This window comes from Dorea sp. AF24-7LB (assembly GCF_003478575.1).
GTDB classification, from domain to species: Bacteria; Bacillota; Clostridia; order Lachnospirales; family Lachnospiraceae; genus Dorea_D; species Dorea_D hominis.
Map to the genome: position 1 here is coordinate 24,849 of NZ_QUFR01000003.1, position 25,858 is coordinate 50,706.

23 protein-coding genes are annotated in these 25,858 nt (G+C 42.3%); 2 read left to right on the forward strand and 21 right to left on the reverse strand.

Annotated features, from left to right (window positions below):
* Positions 1-7: 7 nt before the first annotated feature.
* The 9 genes from DWY31_RS04070 to DWY31_RS14130 form a co-directional block, all read right to left on the reverse strand.
* Positions 8-2,350, reverse strand: a complete 2,343-nt coding sequence (locus DWY31_RS04070; protein WP_118519609.1) for a RelA/SpoT family protein — start codon at positions 2,348-2,350, stop codon at positions 8-10.
* A 63-nt stretch (positions 2,351-2,413) separates the two neighbouring features.
* Positions 2,414-2,938, reverse strand: coding sequence for an adenine phosphoribosyltransferase (locus tag DWY31_RS04075; protein WP_021861551.1), 525 nt, complete (start codon positions 2,936-2,938; stop codon positions 2,414-2,416).
* A 98-nt stretch (positions 2,939-3,036) separates the two neighbouring features.
* Positions 3,037-4,839 (reverse strand): single-stranded-DNA-specific exonuclease RecJ, encoded by a 1,803-nt coding sequence (locus DWY31_RS04080; protein WP_118519610.1) that lies wholly within the window; start codon positions 4,837-4,839, stop codon positions 3,037-3,039.
* Between the two features lie 128 nt (positions 4,840-4,967).
* Entirely contained in the window at positions 4,968-7,262 is a 2,295-nt protein-coding gene (locus DWY31_RS04085; RefSeq protein WP_021861553.1) for a protein translocase subunit SecDF, read from the reverse strand.
* Positions 7,263-7,604: 342 nt separating this feature from the next.
* Positions 7,605-7,976, reverse strand: coding sequence for a TIGR04086 family membrane protein (locus DWY31_RS04090; protein ID WP_021861554.1), 372 nt, complete (start codon positions 7,974-7,976; stop codon positions 7,605-7,607).
* Positions 7,977-8,037: 61 nt separating this feature from the next.
* Entirely contained in the window at positions 8,038-8,586 is a 549-nt protein-coding gene (locus DWY31_RS04095) for a stage V sporulation T C-terminal domain-containing protein (RefSeq protein ID WP_021861555.1), read from the reverse strand.
* 194 nt (positions 8,587-8,780) lie between these two features.
* A complete protein-coding gene (locus tag DWY31_RS04100) occupies positions 8,781-10,040 on the reverse strand; it encodes a sensor domain-containing diguanylate cyclase (protein ID WP_118519611.1) in 1,260 nt (419 codons plus the stop codon).
* Positions 10,030-10,242 (reverse strand): 4-vinyl reductase, encoded by a 213-nt coding sequence (locus DWY31_RS14125; RefSeq protein ID WP_243060386.1) that lies wholly within the window; start codon positions 10,240-10,242, stop codon positions 10,030-10,032. Before DWY31_RS14125 ends, DWY31_RS04100 begins: the two co-directional genes overlap by 11 nt.
* Positions 10,243-10,344: 102 nt before the next feature.
* Positions 10,345-10,590, reverse strand: a complete 246-nt coding sequence (locus tag DWY31_RS14130; RefSeq protein ID WP_243060389.1) for a hypothetical protein — start codon at positions 10,588-10,590, stop codon at positions 10,345-10,347.
* Between the two features lie 184 nt (positions 10,591-10,774).
* Here DWY31_RS14130 and DWY31_RS04110 point away from each other — a divergent pair, with 184 nt between their 5' ends.
* Positions 10,775-11,221, forward strand: coding sequence for a GatB/YqeY domain-containing protein (locus DWY31_RS04110; protein ID WP_021861558.1), 447 nt, complete (start codon positions 10,775-10,777; stop codon positions 11,219-11,221).
* A 173-nt stretch (positions 11,222-11,394) separates the two neighbouring features.
* Here the strand turns inward: DWY31_RS04110 and DWY31_RS04115 are convergent, their stop codons facing one another.
* The 3 genes from DWY31_RS04115 to pth all read right to left on the reverse strand — a co-directional run bounded on the left by DWY31_RS04115 (position 11,395) and on the right by pth (position 16,494).
* Positions 11,395-12,465, reverse strand: a complete 1,071-nt coding sequence (locus tag DWY31_RS04115; RefSeq protein WP_118519612.1) for a peptidylprolyl isomerase — start codon at positions 12,463-12,465, stop codon at positions 11,395-11,397.
* A 98-nt stretch (positions 12,466-12,563) separates the two neighbouring features.
* Entirely contained in the window at positions 12,564-15,905 is a 3,342-nt protein-coding gene (gene mfd, locus DWY31_RS04120; protein WP_118519613.1) for a transcription-repair coupling factor, read from the reverse strand.
* Between the two features lie 4 nt (positions 15,906-15,909).
* Complete coding sequence (gene pth / locus DWY31_RS04125; protein ID WP_117538377.1) at positions 15,910-16,494, reverse strand: aminoacyl-tRNA hydrolase; 585 nt, start codon at positions 16,492-16,494, stop codon at positions 15,910-15,912.
* Positions 16,495-16,637: 143 nt separating this feature from the next.
* Between pth and DWY31_RS04130 the strand changes: the two genes are divergently transcribed.
* A complete protein-coding gene (locus DWY31_RS04130; RefSeq protein ID WP_021861562.1) occupies positions 16,638-17,072 on the forward strand; it encodes an FMN-binding protein in 435 nt (144 codons plus the stop codon).
* Positions 17,073-17,084: 12 nt separating this feature from the next.
* Here DWY31_RS04130 and DWY31_RS04135 read toward each other — a convergent pair whose 3' ends face one another.
* The 9 genes from DWY31_RS04135 to DWY31_RS04175 form a co-directional block, all read right to left on the reverse strand.
* A complete protein-coding gene (locus DWY31_RS04135; protein WP_021861563.1) occupies positions 17,085-17,348 on the reverse strand; it encodes a hypothetical protein in 264 nt (87 codons plus the stop codon).
* 29 nt (positions 17,349-17,377) lie between these two features.
* On the reverse strand, positions 17,378-18,025 hold the full coding sequence (locus DWY31_RS04140) for an HAD family hydrolase (protein ID WP_021861564.1): 648 nt from the start codon (positions 18,023-18,025) through the stop codon (positions 17,378-17,380).
* 95 nt (positions 18,026-18,120) lie between these two features.
* Positions 18,121-18,906, reverse strand: coding sequence for an RNA polymerase sporulation sigma factor SigG (sigG, locus tag DWY31_RS04145; protein ID WP_021861565.1), 786 nt, complete (start codon positions 18,904-18,906; stop codon positions 18,121-18,123).
* A gap of 118 nt (positions 18,907-19,024) precedes the next feature.
* Complete coding sequence (locus DWY31_RS04150; protein WP_021861566.1) at positions 19,025-20,632, reverse strand: MBL fold metallo-hydrolase RNA specificity domain-containing protein; 1,608 nt, start codon at positions 20,630-20,632, stop codon at positions 19,025-19,027.
* A 104-nt stretch (positions 20,633-20,736) separates the two neighbouring features.
* Complete coding sequence (gene sigE, locus DWY31_RS04155) at positions 20,737-21,477, reverse strand: RNA polymerase sporulation sigma factor SigE (RefSeq protein ID WP_021861567.1); 741 nt, start codon at positions 21,475-21,477, stop codon at positions 20,737-20,739.
* Positions 21,478-21,488: 11 nt separating this feature from the next.
* A complete protein-coding gene (locus tag DWY31_RS04160) occupies positions 21,489-22,265 on the reverse strand; it encodes a sigma-E processing peptidase SpoIIGA (RefSeq protein ID WP_158575483.1) in 777 nt (258 codons plus the stop codon).
* Between the two features lie 226 nt (positions 22,266-22,491).
* On the reverse strand, positions 22,492-23,754 hold the full coding sequence (gene ftsZ, locus DWY31_RS04165; protein WP_021861568.1) for a cell division protein FtsZ: 1,263 nt from the start codon (positions 23,752-23,754) through the stop codon (positions 22,492-22,494).
* Between the two features lie 211 nt (positions 23,755-23,965).
* Positions 23,966-24,727, reverse strand: a complete 762-nt coding sequence (locus tag DWY31_RS04170) for a cell division protein FtsQ/DivIB (protein ID WP_021861569.1) — start codon at positions 24,725-24,727, stop codon at positions 23,966-23,968.
* Positions 24,728-24,760: 33 nt separating this feature from the next.
* A complete protein-coding gene (locus DWY31_RS04175) occupies positions 24,761-25,849 on the reverse strand; it encodes an FtsW/RodA/SpoVE family cell cycle protein (RefSeq protein ID WP_279220057.1) in 1,089 nt (362 codons plus the stop codon).
* Positions 25,850-25,858: the final 9 nt, after the last annotated feature.

Consider the following 25,858-nt stretch of genomic DNA (forward strand, 5'->3'; position numbering starts at 1 on the left):
TCCAGTTTTACCCCGTCGTTCTTTCAATATCGATCACGCCCTCGATCTGGCGCAGTTTCTTCACAATATGCTCTAATTCGTCTCTGCCATGAACAATAAATCCTGTCTCGATCGTCGCAGTTCCTTGCTTGCTTGTACGCACATTCATAGATTTGACATCCACATCTGCCTCTGTAAAGATTTTGGACATCTCCATTAAAAATCCCTGTCTGTCATGTGCATACATCTTGATCTCTGCAAGGTACTGTCCGGTCGCTTCCTGTGTAACGTCACTTTCCCATTCAGCATCAATCAGTCTTGCACGTTCAGATTCTGTCAGATGAATCATATTGATACAGTCTGTCCTGTGGATAGATAATCCTCTTCCGCGTGTAACAAAACCAACAATCTCATCACCCGGAACCGGATTACAGCATCTGGAAAAACGAACTGCAACATCATCTATCCCCTTAACCACAATTCCACTCTTGGATTTGGCAATGTGCACTTTATTCTTGGACGCTTCCGCAACCTTCTCCAGTACACTCTCATCGGTAAGCTCCTGCTTGTGTTCCTTGCTGTATTCTTCTACCAGTCGATTTACAACCTGTCCTTCTTTTAGGCCTCCATGACCAATCGCCGCAAGCACAGAATCCCAATCTTTAAAACCATATTTTCTCTGTACCGTCTCTTGGTATTTCATATTCGTAATATGGGAAACATTGATGGATTTGGCTTTGCAGTAAGCAACGATCATCTCTTTTCCTTTGATGATATTGCTCTCTTTAAACTCCTTCTTGAACCATTGATTGATCTTGTTCTTCGCCTGTGTACTCTTAACAATATTCAGCCAGTCGCGACTCGGTCCTTTGGAGTTCTGGGATGTCAGTATCTCAATACGGTCACCGTTCTGGATCTTATAGTCTATATTTACAAGTTTACCGTTGACTCTGGCACCGACCATCTTATTACCGACAGCACTATGAATCGCATAAGCGAAATCAATCGGTGTTGATCCGTTCGGAAGGTTTTTGACATCTCCCTGCGGTGTAAAGCAATAAACATCTTCCGCAAACAGATCCAGATCTCCTTTGATCAGATTCAAGAACTCTCTGTTATCTGACATATCTCTCTGCCATTCCAGAATCTGACGAAGCCAGCTTAACTTCTCTTCTTCCTGTGCCTCCACACTCTTCTTGCCATCATTGGATTCCTTATATTTCCAGTGTGCTGCGATACCATACTCTGCTGTCTTATGCATCTCAACCGTACGGATCTGTATCTCAAATGGCTGTCCCACAGAACTCATCAGTGTCGTATGTAGAGACTGGTACATGTTTGGTTTTGGCATTGCAATATAATCCTTGAAACGTCCCGGAATCGGTGTGTACATCTCATGGATGACACCGAGCGCCGCATAACAGTCCTTCACAGAATCTACAATAATACGGACTGCAAACAAATCGTAGATCTGATCTACGGTCTTGTCCTGATTGACCATCTTCTTATAAATACTGAAGAAATGCTTGACACGTCCGTTCACTTCACATTTGATATTGGCATTCTTCATATGTGTCGATACTTCCTGAACGATCTGATCTACAAATTCTTCACGTTCTGTTTTTCTTGCATTGATCTGATTCACCAGATCAAAAAAGACTTCCGGTTGTGAATATTTGAGTGCCAGGTCATCCAGCTCAGTCTTGATCTTGGAAATACCAAGTCTCTGGGCGATTGGTGCATATATATCCATCGTCTCTTTTGCTTTTTCCTGCTGCTTTGCAGGAGTCATAAACTGCAGTGTCCGCATGTTATGCAGACGGTCAGCCAATTTGATAATGATAACACGGATGTCTTTTGCCATGGCAAGAAACATCTTACGGAGATTCTCCGCCTGTACTTCCAGTTTATCGGAAGAATAGGATAATCGTCCGAGTTTTGTAACTCCATCTACAAGAAGTGCTACTTCATCTCCAAATTCACGTTTGATATCTTCTTCTGTATATTTTGTATCCTCTACGACATCATGTAACATTCCTGCTGCAATCGTCTCTTTATCCATCTCCAGATTTGCCAGAATGATCGCAACCCAGAGCGGATGCACAATATATGGTTCTCCGGACTTACGGCACTGGTCTCCGTGTGCCTCTTTCGCCAGAGCATATGCTTTTTCAATCATACTGACATCCGTAGACGGATGGTACTTCCGGATACGGGCAATTAACATGTCATACAGCTCGTCCGGGTTCTCATACTCACCCGGCTTCTTAATCCCATGACCATCCACAACATCCAGCCCTTTTGTAAGATCTTTGGTAAGAGTGCTTGCCGCAATCTTATTATCCAATGACTCATACGTTGTCTTTGACATATTAACGCCTCCTTCCTCTGATTTCTCTTTCCTTTATCTGTCTGTTCTACCTTATATTACGGATTACTTGCCCGGATAGCAGATTACAGACTCTACGTCATATCCTTTCAGACGCTCACGGCCTTTGAGTCCTGCCAGTTCCATCAGGAATACTGCTTTCACTACAACACCGCCAAGTCCTTCGACCAGCTTGACCATCGCTTCATTCGTTCCTCCTGTTGCAATAAGATCGTCAATGATCACAACTTTTTGCCCTGGTTTAATCGCATCTCTGTGCATCTCCAGTTCGGCGCTTCCATATTCAAGATCATACTTGATTCCTATGGTCTCGCATGGTAATTTGCCTTTTTTGCGGATTGGCACGAATGGCTTGTGTAAATTATATGCAATCGGAACACCGAAAATAAATCCCCTGGATTCCGGTCCGACAACGATATCAAAATCTAATTCTTTTAACTTCTCCTGCATCAGATCAATTGCCAGATGCAGTCCGTCTGCGTCCTGTAACACACTTGTTACATCACGGAAGATGATACCTTCTTCCGGAAAATCCTCAATACTTCTTACATATTCTTCTATCTGTTTCATAATGCATCTTCTCCGTTTCATGATAAAATACAAAATTAGTATATCATTACTTGATATGATTTTCAAATAATTCTATAGATATTCACCTATGATCCCATTTACCGATAATGCATCACTACAATCTGCAATGTTTTTCTGCCCAGATAATCGTTGATTTCCGGATAAAAGGTTGCCTGGATTGTCACCTGGCTTCTGCCGCCTGTAAGAAGCTCTGTTACTTCCTGTTTTCCATATTTTCCTTCCAGGTAACCGATAAACTTCTCTACTTCACCAAAATAAACCGCATCCAATATGACATGCTCTGCATTTTCCAGACGCATTTTCAATACATTTTTGTTGCGTCCAAGAACCCTCGCGCTGCGTATTACCAGATTTTTTTCTGCAAATACCGGCTTGGTATTACCTTTACCGAATGGCTCCAGCAATTTGATCTCATCGATAAACTTCGGCGATATCTTGGAAAATGGCAATTGCATATCAATTGTTATCTTTTCCGAAAGATCCTTCTCACTCAGCATACATTTCTCATTCAGTTTTCTGCGCAGCTTATCGATATTCTCTACCGGAAGAGACAGTCCCGCCGCCATCTTATGTCCACCATATTTATCCAGAAGTTCTTCACACTCATGAAGTTTCTCATACATATAATAAGCTTCAATCGATCTGCCGGAGCCTTTTGCTCCTTCTTTAGCGTCCGTGATAACAAAGACTGGCCTGTAGTATTTTTCCCGGATCTTTCCTGCCACAATTCCCGCCAGACTCTCATGACACTCCGGCAGATACACTACCAGTACTTTATCTTCTTTTAATGTAGAGTGTTCTATATATTCAATCGCTTCTTTCACGGCTTTCGCAGTCAGATCTTTCCGGCTGTCATTCAGTGCCTTCAGATCTCCTGCCAGAACATCTGCCTCTTTTTTGTTCTTCGCCCGCAAAAGCTCCAGTGCGCGTTTTGCCGTATCCAGCCTTCCTCCGGCATTGAGACACGGTCCGATCACAAAACCGATATGATAGGAATTCAGCCGCTCCTTTTCAATTCCATTGCATTCCATAAGCGAACGCATCCCCGGATTGGCAGTCCGCTTTAGCATTTCAAGACCTTCCCGCACAAAGATCCGGTTTTCATCTTCCAGATCCATCACATCACCAATCGTTGCCATTGCAACATTTTCTATAAGGTAATCGATATCATCCACATCATGTCCTGTCACCTCATACAATGCTTCCATCAACTTGTATGCAACTGTTGCTCCGCAGATCCCCTCATAAGGATAATTGCAGTCCGGCTGTTTCGGATCAATGACTGCATCTGCCGGCGGAAGAATATATTTTCTTTTACCTTTATAATTCATTTCCGCAGTCTGATCTTTTTCTTCCTGTTTTTGCTCATCTTCATAAGGCACTTCATGATGATCTGTTACGATCACAGTCATGCCAAGTTCTTTCGCATATGCGATCTCTTTCCTGGCGGCAATGCCATTGTCACAGGTGAGAATCGTATCGACTCCGGCACTTGCCGCCCGCTCGATCAGCTCATTGCTCAGGCCGTAGCCATCCGTCATACGGTTTGGAATATCATAATCCACCTCTGCTCCCAGTCCTTCCAGTCCTTCCAGTAAAATATACGTTGCATTCACACCATCGATATCATAATCTCCGATCACACGTATTTTCTTCTTATCCGCAATCTTCTCTGTCAATATGTCAATGGCTCTGTTCATATCTTTTAACAGCATGCCATCATACAGATCTGAAATCGTTCCATGAAGATACTTCTCCATCGCTTCCTCTCCTATGACATTTCGATTTCTGATCAGGCTTACCAGTTGTTTACTAATATGAAATTTTTCGCTCAGTTCCTCAAACTTTGCTCCTTTGCGAAGTAATACCCAGCGTTCCATCTGCTTCTCCTTTAGTTCTCTTTTTTATAAACTGCCCTCCGCTTCTGACAGTCAGATGGCAGTAAGGAAACAGCCACAACCATAGGATCTATGGTCATGGCTGCTTATGTTCTTATATCGGAACCGTATTATTTTTTCTTCTTTTTGCCTCCCGTCTGTTTTGCAGGCTGTGCTTTTGCACCGATTTTCATCTTCATGACATACCACAGTGCACCTGTAATACATACAGAAGAGTAAGCCCCCCATGCAACACCTACCATCAGCGGTGCAGCAAATTCCTTAATAGAACTAACACCAAGAATAAACAGGATTGCTACCATAACAAACGTTGTCAGAGAGGTATAAATACTTCTTGTCAAAGTCTGTGTAATGCTCTTGTTTACAAGCATATCCAGATCTGCTGCTTTCTTTCTGCCACGCAGTTCTTCACGGATTCGGTCAAAGATAACGATCGTCGCGTTGATCGAATATCCAACAATTGTAAGCACTGTTGCAATAAATGTATTACCTACAGAAATTCTTACAACACCGTAGAAGATGATTACGATTATTACATCATGTAGCAATGCAAGTACGGCACTGGTTGCAAAGCGGATATCTTTGAATCGGAACCAGATATACAACAGCATACAGATGGCTGCAATAATAACCGCAATAACTGCATCCTGACGCATCTCACTGCTTACAGTAGAGCTGATATTCTCTGCAGTGATCTTAGATTCATCTACTTTAAAGTTATCTACCATCGCTTTGTTCAGCGCTTCACGCTGTTTTAAGCTTAATGTAACGGTCTTGATGATAATCTGTTTTGTTCCGGCAACTTTCTGTGTCTGAACATTGTGATCACCGGTTGTCTTCTCTACAACAGGTACGATCTTCGCATCAATATCATTGATAGAGTAGTCCTCATTAAATGTTACATTCGTAGCTGTACCACCCTGGAAGTCCAAACCATATGCAAATGCTCCGTCTCCTTTTGATGCATGGAATCCCATGATTCCAAGTCCAATTACCATAACAGCAATTGAGAATGTAAAGAAATACTTTTTCTTTGCAAGGAAATCAATAGTCTTTCTTTCCTTCTTCCATGGACGATAGTAGAATTTTTCGTTTCTGATACCGACACCATAGAACGCATATACGATCATACGTGTGATAACAAGTGCTGTAAACATCGATACAATGATACCTATTGCAAGTGTCTGTGCGAATCCTTTTACTGTACCGGAACCCTTAAACCACAGAACTGCTGCTGCAATCAGTGTTGTTACGTTACCGTCAACGATCGCTGACATCGCTTTGTGGAATCCGGTCTTCAGTGAATTCTTCACTCCTCTGCCTGCCGTCATCTCTTCTTTCACACGAGCGAAGATGATAACGTTGGCATCCACCGCCATACCGATACTCAGGATAATACCTGCAATTCCCGGTAACGTCAGTGTAATGTCAAATGCATTCAGGATAACCATTACCAATCCTGTATAAATCAGAAGTGCAAGTCCGGACGCAAGTCCCGGCAAGTAATATACCCATAACATAAACAGGAACACAACCGCAAGTCCGATCGCACCTGCTACTAAACTTGTATGTACTGCCTGCTCTCCGAGCTGTGCTCCCACAACCTGGGAACGGAGTTCTTCCAATTCCAGTTTCAGTCCACCGATACGAATCGTAGAAGCAAGTCCGTCTGCCTCTTCAAATGTCATATTTCCTGAAATCTGTGCAGAACCATCTGTAATCTCATTCTGTACATTCGGCACACTGACAAATGCTCCGTCGTAGTAAATACCGATACTCTCGCGTGCTTTGTAAGCTTTCTTCGTAGCATCTGCAAACTTCTTCGTTCCTGCCTTTGTAAACGTCAGTGATACAATATTCTCTTTTGCTTTTGTTGTCGGATTCTCTGTCGTCTGTGCTTTTGCAGATTTGACATCTGTTCCTGTCAGAACAATAGAGCCGTCTTTCTGCATTTCTTCCAGAGATTTTGAAAGCTTGTAATCTTTCGCAGCATCTCCTGTAGAGCTGACAAGTTTATAATTGGCTTTGCCTTTGCTGTCTGTCTGTGAAATAAAATACAAAGAACCCGGTTGTCCAAGTTCATCCAGAATCTCATTTGCATTGGAAACACCCGGAATCTCAATGTTGATTCTGTCTTTACCTTCCTGGTAAACAGAAGCTTCTGTACTGTACTGTTCTACACGCTTCTGCAACTTGTAGATCGTATCATTCATCTCGCTGTCTGTCGGGTTGTCATCTTTTACTTTATATGTAATACTGACACCGCCTGCCAGATCCAGTCCGAGCTTGATATTCTGTGCCGAACCGGTATGACCTTTTCCGAATCCGACAGCAGTGGTAAATCCCAGAAGTCCAATCAGCACGATCGTCAAGATCAGACTCAGTATACCCTTCCCCTTTTTCATAATTGCTAAACCTTTCCTTTCTTTCCGACTCCATAAACTGCACTGTCTGAAATTATATGCTTTCAGCGTATACAGTCCACTTTGTTAGTTTAGCACAATTTATCCAAATTGAAAACCTTTTCCTTATATTTCACCGAACAATTCACAGGCTGCGATAAAACACGCTTTGCGAGTTTTATCCGCTGATTAGCGGTCGTCAAATGCTGTCATGTAAGCATGACGCATTTTCCTCGTCGCCATAACAAAAAGCTTCTGATACCATGCTTTTCATCTGATATCAGAGGCTCATTTTCCCTTCATTGTATTCCTTTATTGTATTCCGTTATCTTACTTCCGTAATTTTTATGAGATCATACCGCCTGTCATGCCACCACCTGTACAGAGAATCCATGCTGTCAGCATATTAAGCCCATTTCCGGAAAGCGAACGATACAGTATGATCGTAATGACCAGAAGCAGAATAAAATACAAATTTCCCAGAAGGAGTCCCCAGAAAAAGCGTCTGGTTCTGACCAGCTTTCCGATCACAATTCCTCCTACAACCGTTGATAATACATATACTGCCACAATTGCTGCCGAAACAAGATGCTCATTCCATTCAAATTTGTACAACAAAACAGACAACAGCAGCAGACTGATGCCTGTTACTACATAGGAAAAAAGCAATGCCTTCAACAGCCATATGATTTTCTGATTTTTTTCCAGCCTGTTCATCTTCTTCCCTCCTCTTTATCAAAAGTATGAAAAGAAAAGGGCTTTTATTCCTGTTTCTTCCTCATTGTTCCATCTGTCTGCCGAGAAAATCTGCAACGCAGACGGCGACCTGCATTTCCAGATCGGTTAATTTCTTTCGGTTCTTTTCGCCAAGTAAAAGCACACCTCCAATCACGTCCCCTTCACACAAAATCGGGCCGATTGCTTCTCCGGTGAAAGCAGACTCTTCAACATCCACAACATTTATATAAGAAGAATCCTCCTGAAATGCAAGCAGTTTTTTCCTTTTTAACAGTATTTCTTCCAGTTCTTTACTGATAAGCTGCTCGTCCAGTTCTTTTTTACCTCCACCTGCCACCGCAACGATTTGATCCATATCGCAGATTGCTGCCGTGCAGTGCAGGCTCTGCGATAAGCTCTGCACATAATTTCCCGCCAGTGCACTCAATTCGCCGATTGGTGAATATTTCTTCAATACGATTTCACCTTCCCGGTCTGTAAATATCTCTAACGGATCTCCTTCCCGAATGCGGAGTGTTCTGCGGATTTCTTTTGGAACAACGACGCGCCCGAGATCATCTATCCTTCTGACTATTCCTGTGGCTTTCATATTCTCCTCCAATACCCAAGTTATTTTAACTGCTTTTTGATTTATAAGTTTCCTGATTTCTGTAATATTTTCTATATATAATCTGCGCAGTTAGTATATGGAAAATATGTAAAAATATTCTGTATTTCATAAAACCTGCCGAGACTGCCACTGACAGCTCCCAGCCATAGAAATATCAGGAGCTTCATACCCGCCTATGTGCGGTTATGAAGCTCCAGTGCTCTTCGATGTTCTTCTTTCTGGCTATACATACGTTTATCTGCTTCCTGGATCAGCTCATGCACCGATGCTTTCACCGGAAATTCAAAAGAATCAATAATACCAAAGCTGAAATCTTTCAGATATGGACGTTCTACTCTGGTGCGGAAAGCTTCCTGGATCATCTGCATCCGTTCTCTCAGATATGCTTTGTCACATTCTTCAATCGCAATGCAGAATTCGTCTCCACCAATCCTTGCAAACAGATCCTTCTTTCGGATTTGTTCTTGTACTATATCGACAAAATGATTCAGATACCAGTCTCCTTCTTCATGACCATAAGTATCATTGATATATTTTAAATGATCGAGATCACAGTAGCAGAACACAAATTTTTCGCTTTTTTCAAGAAATTCTTTCATCTTTCCAACCAGAAGATTACGGTTACCAATCCCGGTAAGCGCATCCAGATATGCCTTCTCTTCCAGTTTTTCCTCACGTTCCTTTTCTTCCGTGATATCACGTATAATATGTGCGTATGCTTTCTCACCCTGCCACTCCATAAATCCTGTAGCGACATAATAATAGCGATGATCGGACACCTGTTCTTCCCACTCCCATTCACACTCACAGGCATTCTCTTCCGCCTCAACCTCTGCAAGTTTTTCTACAAGTCTTTCCCGGCAGATCTCGTAAATTTCTCTGTGTTTTGAATCTGACAGACTCTTCCCGCTGCAATACAGTGTTTCCTGTCTGTCTTTACTTAAAACAAGAATGTCTTCTTTGCTTCGCTCGATCAGCTGGATCAAAAGCTGATTGTAACTTTCTACCATATTCGCATGTGTCTTCTCACGTTCTGCTTCCTGCTTCAGATACTGTTCCCGCTCTTTTAACTGCTTTGTCATTGTATTAAACGCTTCCGAAAATTCTCCCAGATAAGAAACACTCTGGGAATAATCTCCTTTGGCAACCTGTTTTGCCTGCCAGCTTAAATGGTTCAGATTTGCATGGATATTTTTGAGATTCTTACACAGGAAATTCTCACGCGGCGGCGCTTCCACCGAAAGATTTCCCACAGATATCGCCGCAGAATATTCTTTCATCTCTCGTACCGCCTGTTCCAGATAATGCATTCCTTTTCCAAGTTTTTCAAAAGCAGGTTCCAGATCATCTATCTGCAAAGCATTCACTTTATCGTCATATAAAATACTGCGAAGATATTCAAATAACTGTTCACAATTATCTTTATGTTTCATCTGTCTGTTCCCCGTCTTCTATTACATTTGCATGAAACCGGCATACACGGTCACCAGTAGCCCAGCAGTCTACTTCAATGGCTTCATATGGCTTATCTGTATATACAGATAAAATTCCGGAAATAAATCCTTCATCATAATTACATACAGTCTCGCCAAGAATCGGAAGTCCTGAACAGTCCGCATCTTCCGATACGGTCAATATGATTTTCCCGCTCTTTTCTTCTATACTTTCAATTCTTAAAACACCAATCTTAAATTCTTCCAGTTTTCGCTGTAACTCACTCAGAAATGAATCCAGTGGCTAGTCGAGATTCATCATATTCTTTGCAAAATATTCACCGGATTTGCGTCCTGCTTTCCGAAAAATCTCTATCTGCTTTTCTTTTCCGAAATTATTTACAAGCTCTTCTTTGATCGAATATTCCAACATCCGGTATACTGTTACCGGAAGCATATCCCCAAGATTGCCCCGTCCATTTTCATTAAACTGCAAATATTCTTCAAATGAAATAGGACTGCGGTCCTCCATAAAAATATTATTACTCATTGTCCTTCTGTATTTCCTCTCTAGACTCTGTGCAAATGTACATCCAAGTTTAGTATATCATTATCAAAAACAAGATTCAACGTAATGTTGCCAAAAATATCATGTGAAAGATTTTACATAACTCTGGATATTTTCACCGTATTTCTGTATAATGGATAGCAGATTCAAAGAGGAGGAATGAAATATGAGTAAAATCGATGAAGTCCGCGCTGACATGGTAAAAGCTATGAAAGCCGGTGATAAAGAAAGCAAGGAAACCTTATCTATGTTACTCGCAGCTCTTAAGAATAAAGCGATTGACAAACGTTCTGACCTGACCGCCGAGGAAGAAACTCAGGTTATCTTAAAAGAAATTAAACAGACTAAAGAAACTCTGGAAATGACACCTGCCGACCGCACTGAGATCATTGACGAGTGCAACAAACGTCTCGCAGTTTTAGAGCAGTATGCTCCAAAGATGATGGATGAAGCTGAGATCCGCGCTGTCATCGACGCGACACTTTCCGAAGTCGGAATCGAAGCACCTGAAGCAAAAGACAAAGGTAAGATCATGAAAGTTCTGATGCCAAAAGTCAAAGGCAAAGCCGACGGCAAACTGGTCAATGATATTTTAATGACTTATATGAACTAACCTGTCACCGTTTTTCAAATACCGTGACCGTAAAATGATCGGTTCTTAGTTCATCGCCATAATAAAAACAGCAGATACATCCGTACCTGCTGTTTTTTGATGCCAAAGTTAAAAGCCTGAAAAAATACGAAGTACGAAACCATTTGCATGGCATCTTTTGATTCTGATATCTTTTAATAATCAACATCTGTATTCGTCTGATCGTCTGTCTTCATATGTTCTGTATAAGGCTTCTCTTCTTTCTGCTTGATCCGCACACCGAGATCCGCATAAGAAATCGACCTCCATACTCTTTTGTGTATGCTGATATCCGCTTCCATCAGCCATTCATCTTTCGTCTGCTCATAAATCTTATTCTTTCGCTGTGCAATCAATTTTTTCTTCTTATCCGCTGTTGCTTTTCTGTCTTTCAAGCTGACAAGCTTTGCTACATAACATCCCTCTTCTGTCTCAACCACATCAGTAAGATCTCCCTTGGAAAGTTCATCTGCTGCCTTCACTAGCTTCTTGTCCGGCTTTATAGATGCGGAATCAAATGTCACTTCTTTATAAATCTTCCCGGCATCCTGTGCCGCTTTCTCAAAATCCTTCTTCTCTTTTGCATGTTCCAGAAAAGCTTCTGCATCTGCTTTTGCCTGTCTCTTCTCAGCAGCGGAAAGTTCGAGTCCTTTTCCGGTCTCTTTCGTCTCTTTATAAGGAAACAGAACATATTGCATCCGCTTCTGTTTTGCCTCTTCATTCGTGACTTTCACATCTGCTTTATCTTCTACTGCTTTTTTCACTTTACTCTCTACAGCCATCAGTGTAAGCAGGCGCTTTACTGTCTTTCTTTCACCGGACACCTGATTCTTATTATGAAGCGCATTATCTTCATCAAATTCTCTGGCTGACTTCTCAATCACATCTTTTTCTGCCTGGGAGAGCGTCACCTTATATTCTTTCATATGCTCTTCCGATAACAGCATCGTCTCCAGATCTTCTATCACCTGTTCTTTGACTGCATCTTCATAATTATTGCCCTTTTCAGCACGGGATCCCCACATATCATTTCCCATATATGCCGCATAGTAAGTCTCATATCCCGCCTGGATATATCTTGCATAAAATTCAGCAATATCAGCAGTTACATCAATCCCATTTACCGTTACTGCCGCATCTTTTCCACTCATTGATGAACTGCATCCGGTAAGCGTTGTGACCGCAAGCACTGCTGCGAGTATCACTGCTGTGATTCTTTTCTTCATATCTTATTTCCCTTCTGCATTCTGATCGTTCTCTTAAGTATAGCTTAACATACCAGAATGAGTCAACCGGCTATTCCCGAATGATTATTAAGATTTTATTAGTTTTGTACCAGAATTCTTGCAATACCATCCAGAACCTTTGCTACAATCTCTGTTGGCATCGGTGGTTTTTCTCTTTTATTCCGAATCTTGTGAACATATACAAATGTATAATTCTCTGCACGGAATGTAAGACTCCCCCGGAACAGTTCGATCAGCTTCGGAATCCTCTCTGGCTGTACTTTCGCATGTTCATACATTGTAAAGGTATACATGTCACCTTTCTGTTCAATTGTCGTCACATAAAGCTTATGTGCTCTTGCTTTCAGTGCAGCAACTTCCAGAAGGGTACCAACTTTTTTCGGCGAATCTCCAAAACGGTCGATCAATTCTTCCTCCATATCTTCCCGTTCTTTGTCCGATTCGATTGCCGCGATCCTTTTATAAATATCCAGTTTCTGGTATTCATTCGGAATATAGGAATCCGGGATAAATGCATCTACATTCAGATCAATGGTTGTCGTAAAATCTTCTTCCTCCATCTCACCTTTTAACTGTTTGACTGCTTCGTTTAACATTTTACAGTACAGATCATAACCGACTGCTTCCATATGCCCATGCTGTTCAGCTCCAAGCAGATTTCCCGCTCCACGGATCTCCAGATCCCTCATGGCAATCTTAAAACCGGAACCCAGATCTGTAAATTCCCGGATCGCCGCCAGTCGTTTTTCTGCTACTTCTTTTAAAAGTTTATCTCTTCTGTACAGTAAAAATGCGTATGCCATGCGGTTCGATCTTCCGACACGTCCACGAAGCTGGTAGAGCTGAGAAAGTCCCAGTCTATCCGCATCATGGATGATCATTGTATTGACATTGGAAATATCCAGTCCTGTTTCAATAATTGTCGTAGATACAAGCACATCGATTTCCCCGTTAATGAAATCATACATGATCTTTTCCAGTTCATGCTCCCGCATCTGTCCATGTGCATATGCCACATTTACATCCGGTACAAGTTTCTGAATCCTACCTGCCACATCTGCAATATCTTCCACCCGATTATATACATAATAAACCTGTCCCTGTCTGGCACATTCACGCTCAATCGCCTCACGTACCATTTCATCATTATATTCCATGACATAAGTCTGGATTGGCATACGCTCTTCCGGAGCTTCTTCCAGTACACTCATATCACGGATACCGATGAGACTCATGTGCAGAGTTCTTGGTATCGGTGTCGCCGTAAGCGTCAGCACATCGACATTTTCTTTCATTTTCTTGATCTTTTCTTTATGCTGCACACCAAAGCGCTGTTCCTCATCAATAATGAGCAATCCGAGATTTTTAAATTCCACATCTTTGCTCAGCACACGGTGTGTACCGATGACAATATCAACAAGCCCTTTTTTCAGATCCTGTATCGTCTTTTTCTGCTGCGACGGTGTACGGAATCGGCACATCAGATCCACACGCACCGGAAATTCTTTCATACGCTGAACAAATGTATTGTAATGCTGCTGTGCAAGAATAGTTGTCGGAACGAGGTAGACAACCTGCTTATCTTCCTGTACTGCTTTAAATGCCGCACGGATGGCAACTTCCGTTTTTCCATAGCCAACATCCCCGCAGATCAGACGATCCATGATTTTCTTGCTCTCCATGTCTTTCTTCACTGCTTCGATTGCATGCATCTGATCTTCCGTCTCTTCAAACGGGAACATCTCTTCAAATTCCTGCTGCCATACCGTATCCGGTCCGTACACATAACCTTCCTGGTTCTGTCTTACTGCATACAGTTCTACCAGATCTTTGGCGATAACCTTTACCGCACCGCGGACTCTTTTCTTCGTCTTCACCCATTCCTGGGAGCCGAGACGGTTAAGTTTCGGCTTCTTTGCATCCGCGCTGGCATATTTCTGGATCAGATCAAGCTGTGTTGCCGGAATATAAAGATTGCCGCCCTTAGCATAGGCGATTTTCATGTAATCTTTGGTAATCTTATCAACCTCAATCTTTTCGATTCCCTGATAGATCCCAAGACCGTGATTCTCATGTACAACGTAATCTCCCGGCTTCAGCTCAGAAAAGTTCTGGATCTTCCGTCCTTCATAAATTTTTCTTTTTTTCTTTTTTTTCACCTTTCCGAAAATATCACTCTCTGCAATGACTGTAAATTTCAGCATCGGATACTCATATCCTTCTGCAATATGTCCGTATGCTGTCATAATCTCTCCCGGTTTCACAAGCCTGTCCGAATCATCACTGTAATAACTACTCAGATCATAATCTCTTAAGTCTTCGGCAAGACGTTTGGCACGCGTTCTTGAACCGGACAATAATACAACGCGGTATTTTCCTCTTTTCAATCTTTTAAGATCCTGCGTCAGAAGTTCAAAGCTCCGGTTATATGGATTAACGCTCTTTGTCTGTAACTGGTAGGATTCCCGGAGTTCCAGCCCCGGTGCGCGCATTTCCAATGCCATAAATCCGACAGATGCATATCCATTTATCTTTTTTTTCAACTCTTCAACAGTATACATCCGCATCTCTTCATCCGAAACTTCGCAGCCATTCTCTACACGACGCTTCTGCGCTTCTACGAACTCTTCTTCCACGCCTTCGCCTTTTTCCAGAAGTCTTACTGGCTCATCCAGAAACAGGATTGTCTTTTCTTTTTCAAAATAATCAAGAAACGATACGCCTTTTTCTTCGTCAGTCGGATACTCTACTGCCGGATAAATGAACACTTCCGTCAGATTTTCGATTGAACGCTGTGTCTCCACATCGAAACTGCGGACAGAATCCACTTCATCCCCCCACAGTTCGATCCGTACAGGCAGATTCTCTGTAAGTGGATAAATATCAATAATCCCTCCCCGAACGGCAAACTGACCGGGACCTTCAATCTGTACTTCTCTGTCATATCCAATCTTCACCAGTCGGTCTTCCAGTTCCTTCAGATCCAGTGTATCCGTATTCTTTATATGAATCACACGTTCACGGATCGTCTCTTTCGGAAGCAGCACATCCATAAATGCATCAAAACTCGTAACAACCGTCACCTGCTCCTTCTGAATAACCGCCTCCAGCACCTCCATTCGCTGCTTCACCAGCTCTTTACTTCTTATATCTGCCTGATAAAACAGAAAATCCTTTGACGGATACAGATACACATCTTCCGAAAGCATCTTATACTCTTCATATAAAGCTCTCGCTTTTGACTCACTGGAACAGGCGATGACTCTGTAAGCGGAGCCATCGCCAAGTGCGTACATAAAATGTGTTTTCTGAGAAGTAACACACCCCGAAATGCGTATCATCCCGGGGTTTTCTTTTCTTTTTTTATAAATATCTTCAAATTCCGCCAGCTCTCGTAACGGTTCTGTCAGCGCCTTCATACTTTTATGCCTCCTTAGGCTTCACCTTACGGTTAAATTCATTCATAGCCGCTTCCATCTCACCGGCAAGGATCTTCTCCACAGCCTGAATTGCTTTCTGGTAGCCTTCTTCCATCTCTTTCCTCTCCGCCTTTGTAAAATGACTCAGTACATAATCGGCAAGGTCATATTTTTTCGGTTTCTCTCCCACTCCGACCTTAATCCTTGGAAATACCTGGGTTCCCAGATGGGCAATAATATTTTTGATCCCGTTATGTCCTCCGGCACTTCCTTTCTTACGGATACGGATCTGTCCCGGCGACAGACTGATGTCATCATAAATGACGATCAGATCCTGTTCTTCATCTATTTTAAAATAATCAACCAGCCCCCCAATGCTCTCACCGCTCAGATTCATGTAAGTCTGCGGTTTTACAAGGAGTACTTTCTGTCCTTCTATGATTCCTTTACCGATATAGGCTCTGTTCTTACGCCCGTCTACGGATATATTATATTTGTCTGCCAGTGCATCTATGACATCGAACCCGGCATTATGTCTGGTTCCTTCATACTGCATGGTAGGATTACCAAGTCCTGCAATTATATACATATGTTCCTCACCTTCCATTTTCTCTTTTAACATTCTACAGGAACTCTACTCATTTGTCACGGAAAAAATACATGTATATTTTTCCGTTTTTTTTCATACATTATAGAAAGCAAATAGAATCTATAATATACAGGAGGTCGCTGATGAGTTCCAAAACTAAAATAATTGTACTGCATATGAGAGAAATTATATATACAGTCGTATTTGCTGTTCTTGCACTTATACTGATTTTACTTCTTTTCTTTATGTTCGGACCAAAAAAGGAAGAAAAAAAGACTTCCGGCCAGACATATACGCCGGGAACTTATTCTTCTTCCCTCACTTTAAATAATACAGATCTGGAAGTGGAAGTAACCGTTGACAGTTCCAAAATTAGTTCAATCCGATTCACAAACTTAAGCGAATCTGTTACTGCCATGTACCCACTGATACAGCCCACTCTCGAAGAGATTGCCGACCAGGTCTACGAAAAACAGTCTTTAGAAAATATCTCCTACTCCAAAGACAATCCTTACACTTCCCAGATCATTATAAATGCAATACAAGAAGCGTTAGAAAAAGCCGCAGCATCCAAATAGCTGCGGCTTTTCCTATCCTTCTACGATCAAATAACGTCCCCCCGGAAGTACGAATACTTCAGATGCGTCTTCCAGTTCTTCAGAAGACATTCCTTCAACGTCAAGTCCCTCTTCTTCAAGAAATTCACGGACTTCATCAATATTCTCTACGATCGTTGCCATGCATTCCTCCAGAAAAGCTTCTGCTCCTTCCAGCGTCTCTGCCACCGGCTCGTCAAAAAGCTGTGACTGATTCTCCAGAAATGTTTTCAGACATTCCTCATCATACTCATACATGCTCTTTTCCTCCTTCCTCTCATAGACTTTTAAACATATGCAAGAAGATCTGCCGGCTTCGCGATCATATGCTCCGGATCTGCTTCTCTTAATTCCTGTTCGGAACGGAAGCCCCAAGTTACACTAATCGTCTTAAGACCTGCATTCTTTCCCGTTTCTATATCCACTTCAGAATCTCCCACATACAGACATTCCGATGCCTCTGCACCCAGTACCTCCAGAATATGCCATACACCATCCGGCGCGGGTTTTCTCCTGATTCCTTCCTGCTGCCCGGACACGTAATCAAACACTCCGTCACCAAAGATCTTACGCACAACCTTTACCGCCTGTGCATGTGGTTTGTTGGATAATACGGCGAGTTTGATTCCTCTGTCTTTCAATGCTTCAAGCATCTTAACAATTCCTTCGTAAGGTGTTACATGATATGTACAGTTCTCATCAAATATTCTTCCATAAACCTGCATTCCTTCTTCCAGCCGTTCTGCATTCTCATCACCGACAGCTGCCAGCGATTCTTCCATCAGACGTCTGGCACCATTTCCAACAAAAGTTCTGCACTGCTCTTTCGTAATCTCCGGCAATCCCATCTCTCTCAATGTGGCGCGTACGGAATATACAAGCGATTCCAGAGTATCTGTAAGTGTTCCATCTAAATCAAAAATACAAGCTTTCATTTTCTTATGTCCTCCATGCAATTAATATAATAGTATGACCTGTTCTAAAATGCAACTAAAAATTCCTTTCAATCTGCAATCAAAAAGGAACGGAATCATTTTCCGTCCCCAAGATAGCGCCGCATAATACGCAGCGCATTTTTTTCCAGTCTGCTGACCTGTGCCTGTGAAATTCCAATTTCATCCGACACTTCCATCTGTGTTTTTCCTTCAAAAAAGCGCAGATCAATGATATACCTCTCTCTTTCATTTAAACGGTTCATTGCCGCTTCCAGTGACAGATTCTCAATCCATCTGTCTTCTTTATTTTTATGGTCACTGATCTGATCCATCACATAAAGTGCATCTCCGCCATCGTTATACACCGGCTCCTGCAGACTTACCGGTGTCTGGATTGCGTCCATCGCAAAGACAATATCTTCTTTCGATATGCCTACTTCTTTTGCAATTTCCTGCACGGTCGGCTCTTTCTGATACTGTTTCATATAATTTTCCCTTGCGTAAATCGCTTTGTACGCTGTATCTCGCAGGGATCTGCTAACACGGATGGAATTGTTATCCCGCATATAACGACGGATTTCTCCAACGATCATCGGAACTGCATAAGTAGAAAACTTTACGTCCAATTCTGTATTAAAATTATTGATTGCTTTAATAAGACCGATACAGCCGATCTGAAATAAATCATCCGAGTTTTCACTGCTCGCAGAAAAGCGCCGGATCACACTCAGCACCAGCCTTAGATTTCCTTTGATATAAGCATCTTTCGCCTCTTCATCTCCTTCTTTTATACGCGCAAACAAAGCTTCCTTCTCCTTTTCACTCAGGATTGGAAGCTTTGCTGTATTCACTCCACATATTTCTACTTTTCCCTGTGTCATATCGAGATCCTCCTCTACCAGATGTACTTTCTTTTCTAGTAGAAATCATCTCCATATCTACACACGTTATGCGGTCTTAAGATAAAATAAAAAAACTTTTATCCCTTGACATTCTTTTCTATCTGTCCCATTTATCTGCAAGATTCTGGATCTGGGATTCTAATTTTGCAAGCTCTTTATTGGCGAGTCCCTCATTCTTATAAACGACCTCCAGCAGTCTCTTCGCAGCCGCAACCACACGTTCAAATGCGGTATGTTTCCGGATTTTCTCCGGTTTCTCAGATGCTTTCTTCGGCATCCGTATACCTTCACTTATAATCTCTCCGGTCAGCAGATTTACGCTTCCGCCGGAATAAGGTGCAAACGCCGGATAGCCAAATTTTTCCTCAATAAGAGCAGCAAATTCATCTGTTACCTGATCTTCTCCGTGTACGACAAAGACATGCCGGATATCAGAAGTAAACCCACTCATCCAGTATAGCAGTCCGTTCATATCTGCATGGCCACTGATACCTTTCAGCACTTCGATTTTCGCATTGACTTCCACATTTTCACCGAACAGTTTTACAACCTGTGCTCCCTCGATCAACTTTCTTCCCAATGTTCCCACTGCCTGATAGCCTACAAAGCAGATCGTACATTCTTTTCTCCACAGATTGTGTTTCAGATGATGTCTGATACGGCCAGCTTCACACATACCAGATGCTGACAGTATAACTTTTGGTTTTTCATCAAAATTGATCAGTTTTGACTCATCACTTGTAATCGTTGTGCGTAAGCCCGGAAATACAAGCGGGTTGATCCCCTGCTGTATCAGTTTCATTGCATCTTCATCAAAGCAAGACTGTACATTTTTTTGAAATACGTTCGTTGCTTCTATCGCAAGAGGGCTGTCTACATATACTTCAAATCCCGGATATTCCGGAAGCAGATTCTTCTCTTTGATCTCACGGATAAAATACAGGATCTCCTGTGTTCTCCCAACAGCAAAAGACGGAATTACAACATTTCCTCCTTTCGCAAATGTTTCTCGCAGGATTCTTGTAAATTCTCCTACATAATCCGGAATATCTTCTCCATGTGTACGATTACCGTACGTCGATTCGATCACAACATAATCTGCTTCTTTTACTGTTTTTGGGTCTTTGATGATCGGCTGGTTCACATTCCCCACGTCACCGGAAAATACGAGTTTTCTCGTCTCGCCTTCTTCTGTGATCCAGATTTCGATCGCTGCTGATCCAAGCAGATGCCCCACATCTGTAAAACGGATATCAATACCGTCACAGAGCGTGATCCGCTGTTCGTAATCACACGGATGCAGAAGTTTAATTGCTGCCATTGCATGCTCCATCGTATATAACGGCTCATATAATGGTTCGCCACTTCGCATTGCCTTCCTGTTTCTCCACTGTGCTTCAAACTCCTGGATATGTGCACTGTCACGAAGCATGATATCGCAGAGGTCTGCTGTTGCAAATGTAGATATGATCTCTCCTCTGAAACCTTCCTTGCACAACAGCGGAATCTTTCCAGAATGATCAATATGTGCATGTGTCAGAAGCACATAATCGATGTCTCCTGCCTTTACCGGGATCTCCTGATTCTCATACAGATCCGGTCCCTGTTCCATTCCACAGTCTACGAGAATATGTTTTCCGCATGCCTCAATCAAGTGGCAACTTCCTGTAACTTCATGGTCTGCACCGATAAATATAAGCTTCATATCATCAGCCCCTTTTTTCTTTATTGTACCACTTTTTCATTTCTTTTTCTATATTTTCTGAATATTAGTCATTTTTCGGCATTTTTCACATGCATTAACGATCATCAAGAATACTTCAGCATTTCTTTTTTCAGTCTCTGCATGATCTTCTTTTCCAGCCTCGAAATATAAGACTGGGATATGCCAAGAATATCCGCCACTTCTTTCTGTGTTTTTTCTTCACCTTTCGCATCATTCAATCCGAATCGCATTCGTATGATCGTCTGCTCCCTTGCGCTCAGCCGGTTGATTGCCCCAAACAACACTTTCTTTTCTGCTTCCTGCTCCATATCCCGGTAAATGGTATCTTCATCCGTGCCAAGTATATCTGAAAGCAGCAGCTCATTTCCATCCCAATCCACATTTAACGGCTCATCAATCGATACTTCCATCTTTGTTTTATTATTTCTGCGCAGATACATTAAAATCTCATTTTCAATGCATCTGGATGCATATGTAGCAAGCTTGATTTTTTTCTCCGGATTGAACGTATTGATCGCTTTGATCAGTCCGATCGTTCCGATGGAAATCAGATCTTCCACACCAACTCCCGTATTATCAAATTTCTTTGCTATATACACAACCAGACGAAGATTATGTTCGATCAGAAGCTTTCTTGCTTCATTCGCATCTCCATTCTTAAGACTTCTGATCGTCGCTTCTTCCTTCTCCGGTGAAAGTGGTGCCGGAAGAATCTCCGATCCTCCTATATAATGGATTTCCCGATGATCCGGAAATAAAAATGTACGGATACCCGGAATGATTTTTAATTTGAACTGATTCGGTACTGCAACTTTAATTACCATATGATTTCCTCCTAAAATATATCAGGATTCAGAATCATCCGACAATCTTCGCATAGGATCTTTTCCTCACTGACCGCAACTAATCCGTTCTTTATGACCATATTTTCCTTCTCTGGAAATATCATTCTTTCTATCCGGAAAGCTTTCATAACACCATTTTCTTTCCCAATACTGTGATATGCGATCTCACGCATCTGTGGAATTTCTTCTTTCAGCAGACATTCCGCTATTTCCGGATCCAGTATATTTACCGGTTCTCCACTGACCGGATCACGCAGACGGTTTCCCGTATCAATCAGTGCTTTTCCATCATAGTTCTGCCCCGCATGCTCCAGACGGATTTTGCATGTTCCGAATTTCTTTCTGAACAACTGCTGTAACATCCAGAGAATTCCACCTGCCAGGTAGTCCCCCGCAATCACACATCCAAAGAAAAGGCTGCCATAACGGATATATTGCCGAAACAGGGACAGAATACCTGCCATAAGCACTGCGCTGATTCCGAGAACGATGAACGCTCTCACAAGCTCTCTGCTTCTTCTGATTCCCAGTCCTGCCTGAATCATAACAACATTTACAAAAGTGTAGAAAAAAAGCAGTTTCAAAATTCCTGGAATACCAGGAATACTCCAGACAATACATGTCAAAAATGCTCCAAGAAATGCTCCCCACAGGATACGCATTTTTCCTACTTTACACGAAAGGATTTTCCCTGTTATCTTAAGGAGCATCCAATCCATAATGGCATTGATCAGGAAAAATACATCTATGTACAGTTCGTACTGCATTTTCCACCTTCTTTTTCCTTTGGAAACTAAATCGATTTGGTCCATGTGCAATTATTATTATAAAGATATGCCCTTTAGAATTTTGTCAGAATCTGGCGTGATTTTGTCAGTTTCTTTCGACGGAAACTGACAGCAATAAAACAAACAAAGAAGCCTGCATCTTCATCTGTCGATAAAAATGTAGGCTTCTTTGTTGCTTATGTCTTTATTTCGTTTACAAAAACACTTATTTCTTAAAGAAATCCGGAATCTTGATGGACTGTTCCTTCACCTTGCTCGTAGGTGTTCTCGGTGTCTCAAGAGTCGGTGCTGTTCCTCCCATCGCTCTTCTAACCTGCTGTCCGGAAGCGGATGCACTGCTCTTTGCAGATGCCATGCCAGCATCCAGTTTCTGGGATGACTGAGCGTGCTGCTGAATATGAGACTGTGTTCTCATCGGCTGCGCAACTCTCTCTCTTTCATATTCTCTGTGATGTACGGTTCCTGCCGGCGCAGTTCTGTTCTCCAGTCTTGATTTTAACTTAGAAGCGCTTCCTTCTACATTGTGAAGACCGGTAGCGATAACTGTAATCGTTGCTTCATCAGCTCTGGAATCATCATACATAGCACCGAAGATAATATTTGCTTCTTCTCCTGCAAGATCCTGCACAAATTCTGCCGCATCAGAAGCATCCATCAGCGTAATATCACCAGATACATTAATGATAACATGAGATGCACCCGCAATCGTTGTCTCAAGAAGTGGACTGGCAACTGCCTGTTTCACAGCTTCCAGTGCTTTGTCATCGCCACGACCCTGACCGATACCGATATGTGCGATACCCTTGTCTGTCATAACAGTCTGAACATCTGCGAAGTCCAGGTTGATCAGTGAAGGAACATTGATCAGGTCGGTAATACCCTGAATACCCTGCTGCAATACTTCGTCAGCTTTCTTCAGAGCTTCCGGCATAGTTGTGCGTCTGTCAACGATCTCTAATAACTTGTCATTCGGGATAACAATCAGAGTATCTACGCTCTCTTTTAACTTTTCAATTCCGCCAAGGGCATTGCTCATACGTGTCTTGGACTCAAAACGGAATGGCTTTGTTACAACTCCGACAGTTAATGCACCCTGCTCTTTTGCAATTCTTGCCACAACAGGAGTTGCTCCTGTTCCGGTTCCGCCGCCCATACCGCAAGTAACGAATACCATGTCTGCACCTTTCAGTGCTGCGGAAATCTCTTCTGCACTCTCTTCGGCAGCTTTCTCACCTACTTCAGGTCTTGCTCCGGCGCCAAGTCCTTTTGTAATCTTGTCACCAATCTGCATAAGTGTCGGTGCCTTACATAACTGTAAAGCCTGTTTATCTGTATTAATAGCTATAAATTCCACACCGGCAATCTGTTCATCGATCATACGGTTCACGGCGTTATTTCCTCCGCCACCTACTCCAACAACAATTATCTTTGCCGCTGCTTCTGATTCATTTGTCTTAATTTCTAGCAAGGGTTTCTCCTCCTTTGTTATCCTTATTATATATATTATACATCCCATACTCTTCGAGTATCCCGCCGTGCCATCTTCCCCGATCCTGCGGCACTGCGGCACGATGCGTTATACATAAAGCAACACATACAAAAGTACAGCTTGCCATATATATTATATAATATAGGCTTTTGTATAAAATATCAATAGAATTGCGGAATTTTTCTTATTTTTATTTTGATTTTTTTGCTTTTTCAAATGTGATCGTTTCCTGCCCGTCAGCGTAATTTTCCAAATGCAGAGTTCCTTCCTGCCCGCCCAGTTTTTCGATAATTGGCGGGATCTGTGCAATCTTCTCTGCGGAAATGCTCTCTCCAAGATTTACTTTTACATTTGCGATCCGCAAATAGATCCTGTCATTCCTGCAGGTAATCTTGTCCACTGACAGATTATAATTCTGTAATTCCCGGCACGCATCCAGTACTTCCGAAAAAAGTTTTGCATCTGCACATTCCAATACCTTGTACTCACCACTGGAAGTCAACGTGATGCCTTCTACAAGAGGCACCATTTTTTTTACGGCACTTTTATCTACAACAAGTCCTTCTGAATCAAAATAAACATACTGTTCTCCCTCTTTCATACCGGCAACAATTGTCTTTTCCTTTACACGGATCTGCACGGTCCATGGATTTTTCATAGATACCTGCATACTTTCAAAACACGGGAGCACGTTTCCTTTTCCCATCCCATACTGTAATACCAGATACAGGGAATTTGTAGAAAGCCTGCCACTTTTTATGCTCTCTGCCACTTCCCTGTCCGAACAGTATTCATTTCCTTTTACTTCAATCCTCTGTATATGAAACAAAAGCAGGACCGTCATTATAATAATCGCAAGTCCGCTTATCAGAACAACCAGTGCATAGATTCTCTGCGCCTGTTTCTTTTTCTTTGCGTTCTTTCTGCGCCTTGCATTTCTTTCTCTTTCCATCTGTCTGCCTCCTAAAAGCTCTTTTCGCTTTTTTTATCTTACCATTGTTGACACATTCAGCACAAGTCCCATTTCTGCAAGAAGAAACACGATCGACGTTCCCCCATAGCTGACAAACGGCAATGTAATCCCTGTATTTGGAATCGCATTGGTGACAACAGCGATATTCAGTATGACCTGAATCATCAGATGTGCCATCACACCCGTCACGATCAGCGCGCCAAACAGATCCTTCGCATGCACCGCAATCACAAAAAAGCGCCACAATAACAGTAAAAATAAAAAAATCAAAAAGCCGGCGCCTGCCAGCCCAAATTCCTCACAAATGATAGAAAAAATCATGTCATTCTGCGCCTCCGGAACAAACCCAAGTTTCTGGATTCCTCTGCCAAGCCCTCTGCCGAACAGTCCTCCGGAACCGATTGCATACAGTCCCTGCACTGTCTGATATCCTTTGGCAAACTGCTCTGGATTACGCCAGATTAGAAGGCGCTCCAGGCGATAGCTCTCAAGCATGAGAAATACCGTCATAAATCCTGTCCCGATCACTCCCATCCAGATGAACTGTACATATTTCGGACTTGCCACAAATACAAGAATCACTCCGATTCCAAGAATGATGATCGCTGTACTCAGATTACTTGCTCCGACCAGCCCTACAATTGGCAGGATACAGAACAGTACCTTGAATAATATTGTAATCTTCTCTATTTTCTTAGCATTTTTATTTACCATCCATGCAAGAAATAAAATCAGTGCGACCTTGGCATATTCAGAAGGCTGAAACGAAAAAGGGCCCAAAGACAACCATCTTTTGGACCCATTGTATTCTTCTCCTGCTAAAAGGACTAAAACGGAAAGAGCCACCGCTCCCACATAGCCAGCTACAGCAGCATATTTCCAGATATGATAATCAATACCTGCTACCAGATACATCACCGCCAGTCCCAGTGCTGTTGCAAATAATTGCTTTTTCAGATAGTACATGGCATCGTGAAACTTCACTTCGCCATTATAGACACTTGTACTGTACAGGATCACAAGTCCCGCCAGAATTAAAAGCATCAGCACAACCAGCAGTGTCAGATCATATTTTTTCACTCTTACCTTGAACGTGGTCAAACTATTTTG

Bases quoted from the DNA above. Each gene is read 5' to 3' on its own strand.
- DWY31_RS04070 (WP_118519609.1), bottom strand. From the start codon at position 2,350: ATGTCAAAGACAACGTATGAGTCATTGGATAATAAGATTGCGGCAAGC.
- DWY31_RS04075 (WP_021861551.1), bottom strand. From the start codon at position 2,938: ATGAAACAGATAGAAGAATATGTAAGAAGTATTGAGGATTTTCCGGAA.
- DWY31_RS04080 (WP_118519610.1), bottom strand. From the start codon at position 4,839: ATGGAACGCTGGGTATTACTTCGCAAAGGAGCAAAGTTTGAGGAACTG.
- DWY31_RS04085 (WP_021861553.1), bottom strand. From the start codon at position 7,262: ATGAAAAAGGGGAAGGGTATACTGAGTCTGATCTTGACGATCGTGCTG.
- DWY31_RS04090 (WP_021861554.1), bottom strand. From the start codon at position 7,976: ATGAACAGGCTGGAAAAAAATCAGAAAATCATATGGCTGTTGAAGGCA.
- DWY31_RS04095 (WP_021861555.1), bottom strand. From the start codon at position 8,586: ATGAAAGCCACAGGAATAGTCAGAAGGATAGATGATCTCGGGCGCGTC.
- DWY31_RS04100 (WP_118519611.1), bottom strand. From the start codon at position 10,040: ATGAAACATAAAGATAATTGTGAACAGTTATTTGAATATCTTCGCAGT.
- DWY31_RS14130 (WP_243060389.1), bottom strand. From the start codon at position 10,590: ATGAGTAATAATATTTTTATGGAGGACCGCAGTCCTATTTCATTTGAA.
- DWY31_RS04110 (WP_021861558.1), top strand. From the start codon at position 10,775: ATGAGTAAAATCGATGAAGTCCGCGCTGACATGGTAAAAGCTATGAAA.
- DWY31_RS04115 (WP_118519612.1), bottom strand. From the start codon at position 12,465: ATGAAGAAAAGAATCACAGCAGTGATACTCGCAGCAGTGCTTGCGGTC.
- mfd (WP_118519613.1), bottom strand. From the start codon at position 15,905: ATGAAGGCGCTGACAGAACCGTTACGAGAGCTGGCGGAATTTGAAGAT.
- pth (WP_117538377.1), bottom strand. From the start codon at position 16,494: ATGTATATAATTGCAGGACTTGGTAATCCTACCATGCAGTATGAAGGA.
- DWY31_RS04130 (WP_021861562.1), top strand. From the start codon at position 16,638: ATGAGTTCCAAAACTAAAATAATTGTACTGCATATGAGAGAAATTATA.
- DWY31_RS04135 (WP_021861563.1), bottom strand. From the start codon at position 17,348: ATGTATGAGTATGATGAGGAATGTCTGAAAACATTTCTGGAGAATCAG.
- DWY31_RS04140 (WP_021861564.1), bottom strand. From the start codon at position 18,025: ATGAAAGCTTGTATTTTTGATTTAGATGGAACACTTACAGATACTCTG.
- sigG (WP_021861565.1), bottom strand. From the start codon at position 18,906: ATGACACAGGGAAAAGTAGAAATATGTGGAGTGAATACAGCAAAGCTT.
- DWY31_RS04150 (WP_021861566.1), bottom strand. From the start codon at position 20,632: ATGAAGCTTATATTTATCGGTGCAGACCATGAAGTTACAGGAAGTTGC.
- sigE (WP_021861567.1), bottom strand. From the start codon at position 21,477: ATGGTAATTAAAGTTGCAGTACCGAATCAGTTCAAATTAAAAATCATT.
- DWY31_RS04160 (WP_158575483.1), bottom strand. From the start codon at position 22,265: ATGCAGTACGAACTGTACATAGATGTATTTTTCCTGATCAATGCCATT.
- DWY31_RS04170 (WP_021861569.1), bottom strand. From the start codon at position 24,727: ATGGAAAGAGAAAGAAATGCAAGGCGCAGAAAGAACGCAAAGAAAAAG.